15 protein-coding genes and 1 other annotated feature are annotated in these 15,120 nt (G+C 38.7%); of the genes, 12 read left to right on the forward strand and 3 right to left on the reverse strand.

The annotated features are described in order from the left end of the window. The first annotated feature begins 14 nt into the window (after positions 1-14). From IEV27_RS10800 to IEV27_RS10820, 5 genes are all read left to right on the forward strand, one after another. Complete coding sequence (locus tag IEV27_RS10800) at positions 15-212, forward strand: hypothetical protein (RefSeq protein ID WP_188377468.1); 198 nt, start codon at positions 15-17, stop codon at positions 210-212. 105 nt (positions 213-317) lie between these two features. Next, on the forward strand, positions 318-770 hold the full coding sequence (locus IEV27_RS10805; RefSeq protein ID WP_188377469.1) for a MarR family winged helix-turn-helix transcriptional regulator: 453 nt from the start codon (positions 318-320) through the stop codon (positions 768-770). Between the two features lie 21 nt (positions 771-791). Continuing rightward, a complete protein-coding gene (paiA, locus tag IEV27_RS10810) occupies positions 792-1,307 on the forward strand; it encodes a spermidine/spermine N(1)-acetyltransferase (protein ID WP_188377470.1) in 516 nt (171 codons plus the stop codon). Positions 1,308-1,325: 18 nt separating this feature from the next. Next, positions 1,326-1,934, forward strand: coding sequence for an FMN-binding negative transcriptional regulator (locus tag IEV27_RS10815; protein ID WP_188377471.1), 609 nt, complete (start codon positions 1,326-1,328; stop codon positions 1,932-1,934). 144 nt (positions 1,935-2,078) lie between these two features. Then, complete coding sequence (locus IEV27_RS10820; RefSeq protein WP_188377472.1) at positions 2,079-2,696, forward strand: YdeJ family lipoprotein; 618 nt, start codon at positions 2,079-2,081, stop codon at positions 2,694-2,696. Positions 2,697-2,822: 126 nt separating this feature from the next. Here the strand turns inward: IEV27_RS10820 and IEV27_RS10825 are convergent, their stop codons facing one another. After that, a complete protein-coding gene (locus IEV27_RS10825) occupies positions 2,823-4,010 on the reverse strand; it encodes an Ltp family lipoprotein (RefSeq protein WP_229735140.1) in 1,188 nt (395 codons plus the stop codon). Between the two features lie 505 nt (positions 4,011-4,515). Here IEV27_RS10825 and IEV27_RS10830 point away from each other — a divergent pair. From IEV27_RS10830 to IEV27_RS10855, 6 genes are all read left to right on the forward strand, one after another. Next, positions 4,516-4,884: a DUF3221 domain-containing protein gene (locus IEV27_RS10830; RefSeq protein ID WP_188377473.1), complete on the forward strand. Its 369-nt coding sequence runs from the start codon at positions 4,516-4,518 to the stop codon at positions 4,882-4,884. Between the two features lie 282 nt (positions 4,885-5,166). Next, complete coding sequence (locus IEV27_RS10835) at positions 5,167-5,529, forward strand: hypothetical protein (RefSeq protein ID WP_188377474.1); 363 nt, start codon at positions 5,167-5,169, stop codon at positions 5,527-5,529. 483 nt (positions 5,530-6,012) lie between these two features. Further along, positions 6,013-6,274, forward strand: a binding site (T-box leader). A 62-nt stretch (positions 6,275-6,336) separates the two neighbouring features. Further along, a complete protein-coding gene (locus tag IEV27_RS10840) occupies positions 6,337-7,563 on the forward strand; it encodes an MFS transporter (protein ID WP_188377475.1) in 1,227 nt (408 codons plus the stop codon). A 400-nt stretch (positions 7,564-7,963) separates the two neighbouring features. Further along, complete coding sequence (locus tag IEV27_RS10845; protein ID WP_188377476.1) at positions 7,964-9,532, forward strand: spore germination protein; 1,569 nt, start codon at positions 7,964-7,966, stop codon at positions 9,530-9,532. After that, positions 9,525-10,730 carry a Ger(x)C family spore germination protein gene (locus tag IEV27_RS10850; RefSeq protein ID WP_188377477.1) on the forward strand — a complete coding sequence of 402 codons (1,206 nt, stop codon included), beginning with the start codon at positions 9,525-9,527 and terminating at the stop codon, positions 10,728-10,730. The genes IEV27_RS10845 and IEV27_RS10850 overlap by 8 nt, the downstream gene beginning before the upstream one ends. 40 nt (positions 10,731-10,770) lie before the next feature. After that, complete coding sequence (locus IEV27_RS10855; RefSeq protein WP_188377478.1) at positions 10,771-11,898, forward strand: GerAB/ArcD/ProY family transporter; 1,128 nt, start codon at positions 10,771-10,773, stop codon at positions 11,896-11,898. Between the two features lie 394 nt (positions 11,899-12,292). Here the strand turns inward: IEV27_RS10855 and IEV27_RS10860 are convergent, their stop codons facing one another. Continuing rightward, positions 12,293-12,877: an LOG family protein gene (locus tag IEV27_RS10860; RefSeq protein WP_188377479.1), complete on the reverse strand. Its 585-nt coding sequence runs from the start codon at positions 12,875-12,877 to the stop codon at positions 12,293-12,295. Between the two features lie 84 nt (positions 12,878-12,961). Here IEV27_RS10860 and IEV27_RS10865 point away from each other — a divergent pair, with 84 nt between their 5' ends. Next, positions 12,962-13,279 (forward strand): MazG nucleotide pyrophosphohydrolase domain-containing protein, encoded by a 318-nt coding sequence (locus IEV27_RS10865; RefSeq protein WP_188377480.1) that lies wholly within the window; start codon positions 12,962-12,964, stop codon positions 13,277-13,279. A 1,011-nt stretch (positions 13,280-14,290) separates the two neighbouring features. On the opposite strand, the gene IEV27_RS10870 is transcribed toward IEV27_RS10865, so the two are convergent. Continuing rightward, a complete protein-coding gene (locus tag IEV27_RS10870; RefSeq protein ID WP_188377481.1) occupies positions 14,291-14,689 on the reverse strand; it encodes a hypothetical protein in 399 nt (132 codons plus the stop codon). Positions 14,690-15,120: the final 431 nt, after the last annotated feature.

Below are 15,120 nucleotides of genomic sequence, written 5' to 3' on the forward strand. Positions count from 1 at the left end.
TGAGGTGATTAAAAATGAAAAATAAAATCGGCATCCTGATCGTTGCTGCTACAGCGCTGGTTCTATATGTTATCGGCGCATTACTGAATACGGATCTATTCACACCCGTTACTTTTCGCGATGGTGAATTTACGATAAGCATCATAGGCATCATTGTATTGTTCATTATCTCTATTATTGTAGGATCCGTGGTTACAAGGCAAAAGAAATAGCAGTCAGCCGATTGTGCTGACTTTTTTTATGACTAAAAAATGTTGCATTTGCAACAAAAACACTTTAAAATAAATGACAACAAAATTAACCTAAAGGAGCTCATCATGAAGGAAATACTTCGAGAAATAGGAATGATCGCGCGGGCATTAGATTCCATCAGTAACATCGAATTTAAAGAATATGATTTAACAAAAGGACAGTATCTGTACCTGGTACGCATCTATGAAAACCCGGGCATCATCCAGGAAAAAGCCGCCGAGATGATCAAAGTAGACCGCACAACAGCCGCCCGCGCCATCAAAAACCTTGAAACAAACGGCTTCATTGAAAAGAAAGAAGATCCACACAACAAAAAGATAAAAAAACTCTATCCCACAGAGAAAGGGAAAAAGGTGTACCCTTTAATTAAAAGAGAGAACGATTACTCCAATAGCGTAGCATTAGAGGGATTTTCCGAAAGTGAAGCTGAAGATATTTTCCATCTACTTCAAAGAGTCAGAACCAATATCGAAAAAGACTGGGAATTTGTGAAAAAAGGAAACAAGCGAAATTATTAAGAAGGAGTGCTCGGATAATAAATGACGATAACGATCCGTAAGTGTACCCACGAAGATGTTCAACAGCTTCAGGAAATCAGCTATATGACCTTTAAGGACACCTTTCAGCATCAGAATTCTCCGGAAAATATGGAGAGCTATTTGAACAAGGCGTTTACCATTCATCAAGTGGAAAAAGAATTGGCTGCCCCGAACTCGCACTTTTATTTTATTTATGTTCATGAGGAGCTCGCAGGCTATTTAAAGGTGAATACCGGCGATGCCCAGACGGAGGATATGGGAGAGAACTCCTTTGAAATCGAAAGGATTTATATCATCGATAAATTTCAGAAACATGGACTGGGGAAAGATCTGCTGCATCTAGCGATCGAAATGGCAGCAGAACAGCATAAAACGACCATCTGGCTCGGCGTATGGGAAAAGAATGAGAATGCGATCGCGTTTTATAAGAAGATGGGGTTTGTTCAAACGGGAGCTCACTCGTTTTATATGGGCGACGAAGAGCAGACGGACATCATCATGGTGAAAAACCTATAGTAGAAAGGTGGATGCTGATTGTATATTCCCAAGCATTTTAAAATGAATGAGGATGAAGTCTATGAGTTTATCCATGCCAATGGATTTGCGATTCTTTTTTCACAGCATAACGGAGAACCGTGCGCTACACACCTTCCGCTCATGTTAGATGAATCAGAACACACGCTGTACGGCCATTTTGCGCGTGCGAACGAGCAGTGGAAGGATGCGGAGTTCCAGCAGGTACTTGCCGTTTTTCAGGGACCCCATTGCTACATTTCACCGTCCTGGTATGAAACAGAGAAAGCCGTGCCTACCTGGAATTACGTATCAGCTCATGTTTATGGAAAAATGGAATTAATAGAGGACAGTCAAACGATTTACGATTCCCTGCATGAGCTGGTCACTAAATATGAAAACCCTGACAGTACGTACGATTTAAATGACCTGGAGCCTGGTTTTATCGAGGGGATGAGTAAAGGTATTACAGCGTTTCGAGTAAAAATTACTAAGATTGAGGCAAAAGCAAAATTAAGTCAAAACCACCCGGTGGAACGGCAGGAACGAGTCATTAAGCAGTTAGAGAACTCTTCGCAGCAGGGTGATCGAAAAATTGCCTCGCTTATGAAGGAAAATCTTAAAAAGTAAGAATGGGAATTGTAAATTATGTAAAAAATGAATTGAAATAATTGGATTATTCTGGAATAATTAGTGAGGGTGAGTGAGACTACTTATAAAGGAGTGATTCAATGAAGAATCGAACGAAATTGAGCTATTTCGCCCTGCTGCTGCTTGCACTATTGCTCGCTGCATGTTCAAACGGAGGGGAAGTCAGAAACAGAACCTGCTGACTCTGAAGAAGAAAACACGGCCTCAGAAGAAAATAAGCCAAAAGACGAGGAAAGCGACGAATCAGATGCAGAAGATACGGAAGAGAATGAAACTCCTTCTGAAGAAACAAACGATGACGATTCAGAGGATACATATGAAAAAGAAGAACAAGCCCTCGATGAATATTCTTCCGAAGAGATTGAGTATGCCCGCGTCTGGAGACAGCTCGGACCGAATCAGGACATTGAAGAATTAAGTGTCCAGCACATCCCGGCCGGCACACCGCTTAATCCTGATGAGGAAATTAGTCTGGACTATCCAGAAGATGTCGTCCAGCTGCGCGGCTCTCGCCTCGTCGATGGAGAGGGCGTAATCTATAGTGGGAATGGGGATGGTACGATTAATGTGTATGACGTGCCGATACGTTGGTATGGCGGTCTTTCCCGTCCTGATCATCTCGATGATGACGCCATTCGTGAAGACATGGAAGACATGATTAACAACACAGAAGAAGTGTACGTAGAGCCGGGGAATGACGAAGAAATCATAAACATTATCGAAAAGATAAATATGCAATAAATAAAAATTGATAAAATTTCGTGCCTCATGCCCGAATGTAAGACCAAAAGTTGTAAGAGATTCAAGAAGTGTTAACGATGATAGAGATAAAGGGAGCAGCAAACAGCTGCTCCCTTTACATTTCTATCACAAACCAACCTGACCTGCAGCGTATGTGGCATCTTCTGTGCTGTATCCTTCAAACACTAATTGGTCGATTAACCCCTGTCTTGAAAAAGAAGTATAATCAAGATAGTTTTGAGCCGCAATAACTGCCTGTTCTCTCCAATCCACTGTGATATTCTCTACAGCGTGTGTTGCATCTTCTGTGCTGTATCCTTCAAACACTAATTGGTCGATTAACCCCTGTCTTGAAAAAGCCGTATAATCAATATAGTTTTGCGCTGCGATAACCGCCTGCTCTCTCCAATCAACCGTGATATTTTCTACAGCGTATGTGGCATCTTCCGTACTGAATCCCTCATACTCTAATTGATCAATCAATCCTGTTTTAGAGAATGCCGTATAATCTAGATAGTTTTGAGCCGTGCGAACAGCTTGTTCTTGTGAACCTGTTACGCTGTTTTCTTCAGCTTCTTTAGCTTCTTGCTCTTCTTTCTCTTTCTGAGCTTGTTCCTCGGCTTCTTTAGCTTCTTGCTCTTCTTTTTCTTTCTGAGCTTGTTCCTCGGCTTCTTTAGCTTCTTGCTCTTCTTTTTCTTTCTGAGCTTGTTCCTCGGCTTCTTTAGCCTCTTGCTCTTCTTTCTCTTTCTGAGCTTGCTCCTCGGCCTCTTTAGCTTCTTGCTCTTCTTTTTCTTTCTGAGCTTGTTCCTCGGCTTCTTTAGCCTCTTGCTCTTCTTTCTCTTTCTGAGCTTGTTCCTCAGCTTCTTTAGCCTCTTGCTCTTCTTTTTCTTTTTGAGCTTCCTCTTCCGCTTCTTTCTCTTCTGCGGAGGCTTCAACTGCAGCCTCTTCAGCAACAGGTGCTTCTTCAGCGATCGATCCTAAAATCACGGCTAGAACTACAAAGGCAAACAGAAAACCACCTGATTTAGCAAAGTTTCTGCCCCTGGTCCCCTTACCTTTCACAAAGGCCAAGACAACAAAAACGACCATCCCTGCTAATGCTGCTAAGATTAAGATCAATAAAATTGTTTCCCATGCCGAATCATCACCCGTTGATCCAAAAATCATAGATAAAGCTAGAAGTGCGAACAGGAAACCACCTGATTTAGCAAAATTCCGCAGCCTGTTCTCCTTCCCTTTGACGAAGGCTAAGACAGCAAAGAATATCATGCCTGATAAAGCTGCTACCATTAAGATGAATAAGAATGCATCCATTGATTAACCTCCCCTTATTAAGTTTTAAACGAACTGATTACATCGTACGAGGATTTCTGCCCTCATTCTGATTCTATTATACCACTTCCAAAGCCATGCTTACTCAGGTAATTCGTGTTAGTAATTTATTAGCACCTTTTATAAAAAATGTAAAAACAGGCCTTGTTATTAACTGATCTCTACATTGGTAGCTAATAAAGAATAATGGGATTAGCATAATCCATTGGCTTTACAAAGAGCTTTAAAACATCTCCCTTGCGACGGGGGACGGTGGTTTGTACTTTTGAATCGGAAACGTCCACTTGAGGGAATTTACCAAATTTTCATGGATTTGGTGTAAACTTTCTAATAGGAATTAAATTTTCATAACCGCATTCTGAACATTGTCCAAAACCCGTTGTGTTTTGCTCATGGGTACATTTTACCGCTAAACATTGATGAAAGGGCGCAGGTAATTATAGATAATTACTTGTTGTAAGTGATCGCTTTAAAAGGGGGAATAGATATGAGGTTCTTTGTTTGTATATTTCTAATCCTTTTGGTTACTACCAGCTCTGCTTGTTCCTCTTTAACTGAAAAAGAGGAAGACATCGAAAAAGTAGAAGGAGTCATCGTAGAAAAAGATGAAGAGGAAAATCAAATTCTAGTGGTGCCAGACATGACTGAAGATGAGATTAAAGATAAGACTTCAGAGGAAGTAATAGCTATGGCTCAAGATCGTGAAGGAGCCTATTATTCGATCTCATCAAACAGTTATGACAACGTAGAAACGGGAGATCAAGTAGTGGTTTACTGGGATCGTAATGAAGGACAAGAGGACTCAGACCCTCCCAAACGTGGAGCGGAGATGGTAGAAAAGGTTACTATAAATTAGTATAAGGGCTTTGTTTTTCAGATACTCAAGGTAAAATGATGAGGAGGCTTTTAAATGTTTTTAGGTGTTTTTTTCTTACTAGTAGGCACTTTGGGAGTTGCTTCACCGTATTCGTGGTGGGTAGTAGGGGAAAGTTGGAAATCAAATTACTCTGACGGACCTTAAAGTTTTTATAAAAAAACGACAAGTTTCTTTGTGATATTTTTTGTGATAATAGGTGTGATGGAAATGGTAGGCACGTTTAATTAAACCTGACAGAAGACCATATATGAAGGGGAATTTATGAGAAAAAAAGTAGTAAGCATGACCATACTAGTGATCTCGCTTTTGGCCGCAGGCTGTGATCGTGAAGATGATAATATGTACGATGCGGATTTTCAAGGGACAATTAATGAAGTCAAAGAGAACAGTATCATTGTAGGGGAAGACGATGTAGACCCGGAAGCCTCTTATCCTACCTATAAAATTTTAATAGACGATAAGACGGAGCTCAGCGGCGAGGTTGAACGGTTTGAGGAGTTAGATGAATTTGTAAGTCAAACAGATCATCACATTGTCCATATATGGGTAATAGACAAAGGCGAAAATAACGAAATTGACAATAAAACGGCTAGTGAAGTTATTGTTGAAAAAGAGGAACCATAGTATTTAGACATCTCAATTTTAAGTTTTCCGTTATTCGGGGCAACTATTTAATAAGGGGTAGTTAAGACACACCTTACAAAAAACATACCAAATTACATAAAATATCTAATTATAAACTTCTGCTTTTAAGGTGGGAATATATTGAGTAACAAAGACAGACAAGTTCTAACTAAATGGTCCGCACACAAAAGAAAAGGCAAGCAGTCATATATGGTCAAAAGAAGTTTGTTCTTTACAGCAATGTATTTGCTAATTTTTCTTCTTTCTTTTGACCATTATTTAGATCCTACTACTCTTATTGGTGAACGGGTATTAACATATGTTTGGTACCTTTTCGTGGCTTTTTTTCTTGGTAGCTTCACTGCGAATCTGAAGTGGAACCTCAACGAAAAGAAATGCCATAGAATGAACTAAAATTTACGTTGAAATTATGTGAACATTATTTACAAAAATAACAGATAAATGGATAATACAGAGAAATAGCAAACTGCGATGAAGAGAAGAGTAGGTAAACGATTATTCTTTCCAGAGAGCCCCGTCAGGTGAAAAGGGGCAGGAATAAGTTACTGAATCAAACCTCAGAGCATCACATCGGAACCTTTTTGAGGAGATGGTGTGACGGGAGCTCCCGTTATAGAGATAGGGTATAACCAGCGGGTCAGCTGGCGTACCTGACAAGGTTAATATGGCGACGTATTAACAAACTGGGGTGGCACCGCGATGAAACGATAATCTCGCCTCCAAGACGACATGTCTTGGGGGTGGGGTTTTTTTATTGTCAAAATCAATCGCGAAGGAGGATTTTGTATGAATGAATCGTGGAAAAAACCTTTTCTTTTACTATTCGGTATCGGATTATCGAATATAGGGGACTGGATTTATTTAATCGCACTAAACTTGATCGTATTAGATATGACGGGGTCGCCTCTCGCTGTTGCCGCTCTCTATATTTTAAAACCACTTGCTACTCTGTTTACAAATTTCTGGTCGGGAACCATCATTGACCGCCTGAACCAGCGAAACCTTATGGTAGGGCTGGATATCATAAGGGCTTTACTGATCTTTATGCTTCCTTCATTCTCATCCTTATGGCTGATCTATTCCCTCGTATTCCTAATCAACATGGGAAGCTCAGTATTTGAACCTGCTTCTATGACCTACATAACTAAATGGATCCCTTCCAAAAATAAAAAAAGGTTCAATTCATTTAGAAGTCTCATAGATTCTGGTGGCTTTTTGCTGGGACCTGCCATAGCTGGTTTGCTGTTTATGTTGGGCACTCCTTACATGGCGATTTACGTCAATGCTTTAACTTTTTTAGGGTCAGGATTGATTACTCTGATGCTGCCTAAACTAGCGGATTCATCCGTGAAACAAGAGAAGCTATCATTAGGAGTGCTAAAGCAGGATAGGAATATCGTGCTGCTGTTTACTCGGAACTTTCCCTATGTGATGGCGATTTATTTTCTGTTCAGCCTTATGATGGTTATGGCTGCAGCGTTAGATTCGTTAGAGGCGGCGTTTTCTAAGGAAGTGTTGCAGTTATCGGACACGGAGTACGGCTTTCTCGTCAGTATCGCAGGATTTGGAATTGCAGCAGGGGCTGTTGTGAACGCCTTATTTGCTAGAAAAATAACCACATCATTTTTAATTGGGCTGGGTTCATTACTTGTTTCTGTCGGCTATATCGTATACGCATTTTCAACTCATTTTGCAATGGCTGCGTTAGGGTTCGTCTTGCTGTCCTTTTCACTCGCATTCGCCAATACAGGTTTTCACACCTTCTACCAGGATCGCATCCCTGTGCACATAATGGGGAGGGTAGCAAGTATCTATGGATTGATCGAAGCTTTTTTTATCATAGTCGCCACGATTTCTATTGGGCTGGCTGCTCAATTCGTATCGATTCAAATGTCAGTCATCTTTGGGGTGTTTATCATGCTTATGGTTACTGGGGGATTGTGTTTTATGAGTTTTTATACTGTGAAAAAGTTTGATAAACAAGTAGATGAGCGTGAGGCTGTGAAAGCGTAGGGCCATTCAGTGTGTTAGCTCAACGAAGCAGTTTACTGTAGTAAGGAGTAATAAAAATAATTTATAGTAAGAACAGTTTTCTCGAATTCAGGTCTTCCATATAAGGGCAGTTATCTGGAAGACTCAGTTTCGAAATATACTAAGATAACACTATTTAGGTTCTTATTTGTTTAGATACAACTAGTGGAGTTAAAGGTTTCTCCATAAACAAACTCTGTCTTAATCACTTTTCATGTAGTTTCAGCGACCGCATTATCGGGCAGTCTTTCTTGCTGTTTTAAAACTCACTTCCACGATCCAGTCAAATGACAGATAATAAAACTGTATTTTGCACGTATATTCTCCCTCTCTTTTTGGCGAAAATGGATAAAAGAGGTAATTCCTGGATAGGGTGGGAATCATGAAATTTGACTGGAATCCATTTCACAAAAAAAAACAGGAGACTAGATCAGGCAATTCGCAGAAAGAATTGCCTATTTCTGATGATCTTTCACAGAATATCAAACGACTTTCAGATGAGTTTGGGGATAATTCTGAAATCATCATAAGAGAATTGAATACGGGAATGAAAAAGGACATTAGGGTGGTTTCCATTTATATGGATGGACTTGTTGACCAAACGTTGGTAAACGAATTCATTCTGGAATCCTTAAAACTTAATCATTCAGATTTTGACAAAAACACACCAAAAAAGGATGTGTTTAACGAACTGAGGATGAATGCGCTAACCCTTTCTAATGTGAAGGTTATAAATGATTGGGACCAACTGGTTCTGACTATTCTTTCAGGTAGTACGCTGGTTATGATTGATGGATGGAACGAAGTCCTCAGCGGGGAAACACAAGGATGGGAAGAGCGTGCCATTCAAGAGCCGACTTCTCAAACGGTTGTTAGAGGACCTAAAGATTCGTTCACAGAGTCTTTGAAAGTAAATGTTACCTTGATTAGAAAAAGGATTAAAAATGTAAATTTGAGGGTTGAAACCTTTCAAATAGGTACAGTTTCAAGAACAAATATTTCAATTATGTATATGAAGGGCATAGCCAAAGATGATTTAATACAAGAAGTTAAGAGAAGATTAGAAAAAATAGACACTGATTCTATTATTGAATCAGGTAATCTTGAAGAGTTTATTCAGGATCATACGAGTACCCCTTTTCCACAGCTGGTTAATTCAGAGCGTCCGGATGCGGCGGTAGGAAATTTGCTTGATGGTAGAGTGGTTATCTTAGTTGATGGAACCCCATTCGTGCTTATTGCTCCTGCAACGTTTTTTCAGTTTTTCCAATCACCGGAGGATTACTACCAGAGAGCAGATATTGCGACTCTTTTACGGTTATTAAGATTCTTTGTGTTTTTTCTTTCCTTATTTGCCCCTTCGATTTATATCGCATTGACAACTTATCATCAGGAAATGCTTCCTTTTCCTTTACTTATTAATCTTGCTGCTCAGAGGGAAGGGGTGCCTTTCCCGGCATTTGTTGAAGCTTTAATAATGGAAGTCACCTTTGAAATATTACGAGAAGCAGGGGTTCGTATGCCGCGAGCTGTGGGGCAGGCGGTTTCTATTGTGGGGGCCATTGTCATTGGAGAAGCCGCTGTCCAAGCGGGTATCATTTCTCCAGCGATGGTTATCGTCGTAGGGATTACGGCGATTTCAAGTTTTGCTGTCCCGTCCTTTTCAATCGCAATACCAGCCCGAATTCTTCGGTTTTTACTCATGGTCTCAGCAGCTACTGCCGGTTTTTATGGAATGATTTTACTTGTAATCATGATGGCAGCTCATATGAATAGTCTGCGCTCTTTTGGTGTCCCTTACTTAGAACCTTTATCTCCATTCAATTTAGCGGCTCAGGCAGATACATTTGTGAGACTTCCACCAAAAGTAAAACAAAAGTTTACATTCAAACGAGACAATACTGTAAATACGGCGAACCCCTTGAACAAAGAGGGGGATTCTAATGGCTAAAAGATTGTTGGTTGTTTTTCTTATGTTAGCTGTAGTTTGTGCATTATTGACAGGATGCTGGGATAGGAAAGAAATGGATGACTTCTCTATTGTGGCAGCCTTAGGTATCGATAAGGTTGAAGATGAAGGAAGATATGAAGTGACCATTGAACTTATTAATCCGCCAGAGGTCGTTGGAGGAAAGGAGGCTGCATCTGGACGTTCCTCTACAACAACGATTTATTCAGCCAAAGGGGATACGCTTGTATCAGCTATTAGGAGAATATCTCAGCAAACTCCGCGGGAAACATTTTTCCCTTATACTCAAGTGATCATCATCGGTGAAGAATTAGCGAGAAGTGGAATAGAAGACATCTTTGATTTATTAGAAAGGAATCAGGAGTTTCGGTCCACCCCCAGGGTACTCATTGCTAAAGACAATACGGCCAAAAATACATTAAGCATTCTTTCTCCATTAGAAAAGATCCCTGCTGAAAAGCTTTTAAAAACAAGTAAAGTATCTGGAGAGTCATTAGGAGAAACGATTTCAGTAAAAGTGTTAGAGTTTGGCCGGAAATTCACTAGCGAGGGAATTGAACCTCTTGCCAGTGGGGTTAGTATTATAGGGCAATCAGAAGACGGACAAAGTCAGTCAAATATAGAACAAACTACACCCAATTCCCTTATTAAATCTGAGGGGGTGGCGCTTTTTAAAAAAGGTAAGCTTGTTCGTTGGGTAGATAGGGAGGAGGCCCGTGGCATTCTATATGTAATTAATAAAATTGACAGGGCAATTGTTACTCTAGATTGTAATCAAAAAACAAAGGCGCTTTCCATTAGTGTGACAGATACACGAACTACTTTCCGAGCTTTTAAAACAGAAAGGACCCCTGCCATTGATATTCATGTAAAGCAGGAAGCGGAAGTGGAGGAAGTGCTTTGCGAAATGGACGTAGCGGACCGCCATTCGATTTTGGACATTGAAAAACAATTAGAAGAAAAAACGAAACAGGAAATCGAAAAAGCAATCGAGATAGCTAAAGAGGAAAATAGTGATGTTTTTGGCTTTGGGGAAGCTATCAATCGTGAACGTCCAAAAGCCTGGAGAGATATTAAAAAAAATTATGAGGAGATTTTTCCTGAATTAGAAGTCAATATCCAAGTAGACGCTTATGTAATAAAGACGGGAATGAGGAAAGAAACCTACCGTAGGGAGTAGAAAGTGGGGCGATAGGGACTAAACATTGGGAGGTGAGACCGTGGTAAAGGAGAAAATAAGTTCGGGGCAATTCTTTGCCTTGCTTAATTTATTTGTATTTGGAACAATTTTGGTTGTGGGAAGCGGCTTAGATGCAAAAAAAGATGCCTGGATCGCCATTTTTATCGGTATATTTGGGGGGATCCTGTTATTTATGATTTACTATTATCTCTACAAGCTTTATCCCGATCTATCTTTAATTGGTTACTCTCAAAAGCTGCTGGGAAAGTATATCGGCGGGTTTATTGGTTTACTCTATATTCCTTTTTTGATTTATGCTGCAGCCAGGGATTTGCGTGATGTAGGAGGACTTATTGGCGCTACTGTTTTAAGTCAAACCCCCAGCTTGTTTGTTAGCGGGCTAATGATTTTTTCTATCGCTTACGTTCTTTATAAGGGGATGGAGGTGCTTGCCAGGACAGCCGAGATTTTTTGGGGTCTCGTGATCATTTTGAGTATGCTTGGGAGCTTATTTTTTTTCTTATCTGGACTGATAAATATAAAACAAGTGTTACCTGTGTTGGAGTTTGGATGGGAGCCTGTTATCCAAGCGGTCTACACCCAAACCATTATGTTTCCCTTTGGTGAGATGGTCGCCTTTGCTTTTTTGCTTCCTTATATCAATAATAGAAAAAAAGTTTTAAAGACAGGGATATCCGGCATTTTGGTAAGCGGAATTCTAATTACTTATTCTACTTTTATCAATTTAACTGTCCTTGGAGTAGATGTAGTGACTCGGTCGCAATTTCCTTTGTTGAGTGCCATTCAAGGAATAGAGATCATGGAACTTATTGAACATCTTGATGTAATAGCTGTTCTTACCTTGGTTATAGGGGTTTTTTTTAAAACCGCTGTTTTTTATTACGCTGCGATTGTCGCAATGGCGGATCTATTTAAAGTTGAAAAGAAAGAAAAGCTGATTTTCCCAACAGCTATTGTCATTCTTTATACATCCATTATCATCGCAGATAATTTCCCTGCTCATTTAGACGAAGGGAAATTTGCGCTGATCACTATTTTTCCACTCTTCGCTGTTGGGTTCCCAATGCTTTACTGTCTTATTGCTTTTATTAAAGAAAAAGCGAGTAAGCACAAACATGGAAGAACTAATAAAAACACAAGTGTATAAATGGAGGTATATGTTTGGGGAATCCAGTTCCTGATCGGTATGCCTTGTAAATAATCTATGATATAGGCAGTAACTGTAGCTAAGAGGATGTTTAACAAGAAGATGAGCCATGTTTTAATTTAAATTACCTCCTATTTAAATGAGATCATTCCTATTTATAATCCCTGTAAATATAAAATTTTATACAATTAGGTGTGGAAAATCCACCACTTTAATAATAGGTTAACAGCGAGCTTAATCGCTTCTATTATGCAATCCCCTCAGGGCTATAATGAAAAATGTTAAAGATTATTCCTTAATAATTCCATTATAGGGGGAGCGATTAGTTACTTAAGGAGCTCCTGTCGAGTATTTTAAAAGAAACCACAGACAAAAAATGGTCTGTGGTTTCGCGTTAAGTCTCATCTTTGGAAGTGATATAAGTCTTTACTTTTGGTGGCTCATAGGAATTAAATTGGTCTAACAAACGAGATGGGTTCGGGTCTGATAAAGCTATAGACAGATATTTTTCATTTAGAAATTGCTCTTTTGTCATGTGTTTAAATAAAGCTAAAAGTGGATCAAAATAACGATTAACATTCAAAAGGCCGCATGGCTTTTGGTGAAGTCCTAATTGCGCCCAAGTAAAAATTTCAAAGTACTCCTCCATCGTTCCTGGACCACCTGGTAAAGCAATAAATCCATCAGCTAGTTCTGACATTTTGGTTTTTCTTTCATGCATAGATTCAACAACGATTAGTTCAGTTAGGCGCTTATGTGCGATTTCCCTCTTTTCCAGAAAGTCGGGCATAACACCAATCACTTGTCCGCCTTCCTCTAAGATCGTATCTGCAAGAGCTCCCATCATTCCTACACTTGCCCCGCCATAGACGAGAGTGATATTTCTTTGAACCATTTCTTTCCCGAGTTTTTTCGCCCCCTCTATGTAAGCTTCAGATGCTCCAGAGCTTGAACCGCAAAATACAGCTATTCTTTTCATCCTATCCCTCCTAAATTCACCATGAGTATTATACAAAACTTAGAATCCTTTGTTAAACTATGGCTAATGTAAGGAGGAGTAAAAATGGATGTTACTGAGTTTCAACAATGGATCAAAGAATATTATGAAACTAGAGGGTGGTCTGAGCTAGATATCTTTATAAGAATTGGCTTTTTAGCTGAGGAAACGGGAGAGGTAGCCCGGGCTATCAGATCTCTTGAGATAGGCAGAGATCGTCCAGACGAAAAGGATGAATCTTATTCAAGAAATAAACAAGAGTTAACGGAAGAATTAGGGGATGTATTAGGAAATCTCATCATTATTGCGAATAAATATGATATCTCCTTAGAAGAAGTGTTCCATGCACATAAAGAAAAACTTTCAAAACGATATGATGTTTAATATATCTTGAATTCAAGTCTTCCAAAAACGAGGGCGATAGCTGCATAGTGACTATCACTTATTGTGCTAACAGAGTAGGTTAAGTTAATGATTACGGTCTGATTACCTTTCAACAAACAATGGATTGGAGTTTATATTAAGGTGTAGAAGGCTATCGGGGCGTTAGTTTAAGTTCTGCTCCAAGTTATCTCGAAATCAAGTCTTCAGCAAACGGGGCGAATCTCTAACCATCGTTTGTTCCATTCTAATTATAGATGAGAGTATTGAACTACCTAGCAGATAATAAATAAAAGCTTCTTTCTATTTCATCCTAGGTACTTTCGTAGAATAAGAATATTCAAAGAGGGTTGAGAGAAATGAGGAGAATTTTTTCAATAGTATCAGTAATATCTACTCTATTGGGATTAAGTATGATTATTTCTATTTCAAATAGTGGAAATCTTTATGAAACCTTAACTTTCGAAACAAAAGGTACAGCGTTTATTGTATTTTTTAATCTCTACAATTTTCTAGGTTTTTTGTTTGCTTGTCTTGCTGAAAGGAACAAGTACAGAATATTATTGTTTATTTGTAGTATTGCAATGCTATTGGTTAGTCTAATCCTAACTTTTGTTGGTGTTTACGGTTTTCAAGAACCTTAAACATATTTAAACATTAACCTCTTATTTAACGAACGGTAGTTCTAACAATAAATCATAGCAGGTTTATCTTGGATTCAAGTCTTTCGTTTAATGGAACCGTTTATCCCATAAAGAATATTTGCCCACTCACTTAATAATTACAAAAGGTTTTTGAAGGGCCGAAATAAAGATAGGAAGTGAGCTGTTCTTTAACTTTGCTATGTTACACTTAAATGTAATAAATTCACTTTTTTCCAATTTGTATTACATATACTATGCAATTGATATAAATGAAGGGGGGATTTCTCTCCTAGTGATTGCGTGGTTATGGGAAACTCTTTTATCAGGGTTTCCCATATATAGTTTAACTGTACCCTTATAAGCAGTTACTTTAAGGTCTATAACCTAAAGTCATACTAAAGAAAAAGGCATATACGAAAATTAATACTAATACACCAATAAAAAAAAGGAGAATAAGGAGTTTTTCTATTAATTCTTTCTCTCTTTTGAACCAAGAAAAGAATAAGATGAAAAATATAATTACTGTTGGCACTAAATATAGAAACAGTCCTGCATCACTCCAATTTGAGTTTTTCTCCCAATAAATATCAGGGATAGGAGGATGTTCATAAAGATAACTAATTCTTTCTCTCACTATAATGAAGACTAACGTCAGTCCAAGGAAGTACCCATAACCAATATATCTAACAATCTTACGGAAAGCATTTGAACGATATAACACAGCAATAACTACAACTAATAACGGGATCAATAGGACATAATCACCCATTACGTGTCACCTCTTTTTATTTGAAACTTAACCAAAACATCTCCGTGTCAACTTTACCATATAATTACACTTGAGACGTTCTGTAAGGAAAGTATTAAAAAGAACTCTAACGCAGTTTAGGATATCTCTATATGAGTCTTTAACACTAGGGAGCGATTGTTAAATATGGAGGATCGCTTTTTCACTAACAAAGCAGTTTAGTGAAATGTTTAAACGCCATTTAACTGTTTTACAATTGAATAAAAAGGGGGGGTGACTTTGAGTTGCAATTTATTATAAATACTATAAAAAATATGTTTCTAGATTTACTCTCGATGGTTAGAGGTTTTACATATGGATTCGTGATGATTGGATTATTTATTTTACTGGGTGGTGCTTTATTAAACGGGTTTTTATATCTTAAGAATGTTTGGCTTTGATAACAATTAGCT

This window comes from Halobacillus andaensis (genome assembly GCF_014636475.1).
Lineage (GTDB): Bacteria > Bacillota > Bacilli > Bacillales > Halobacillaceae > Halobacillus_A > Halobacillus_A andaensis.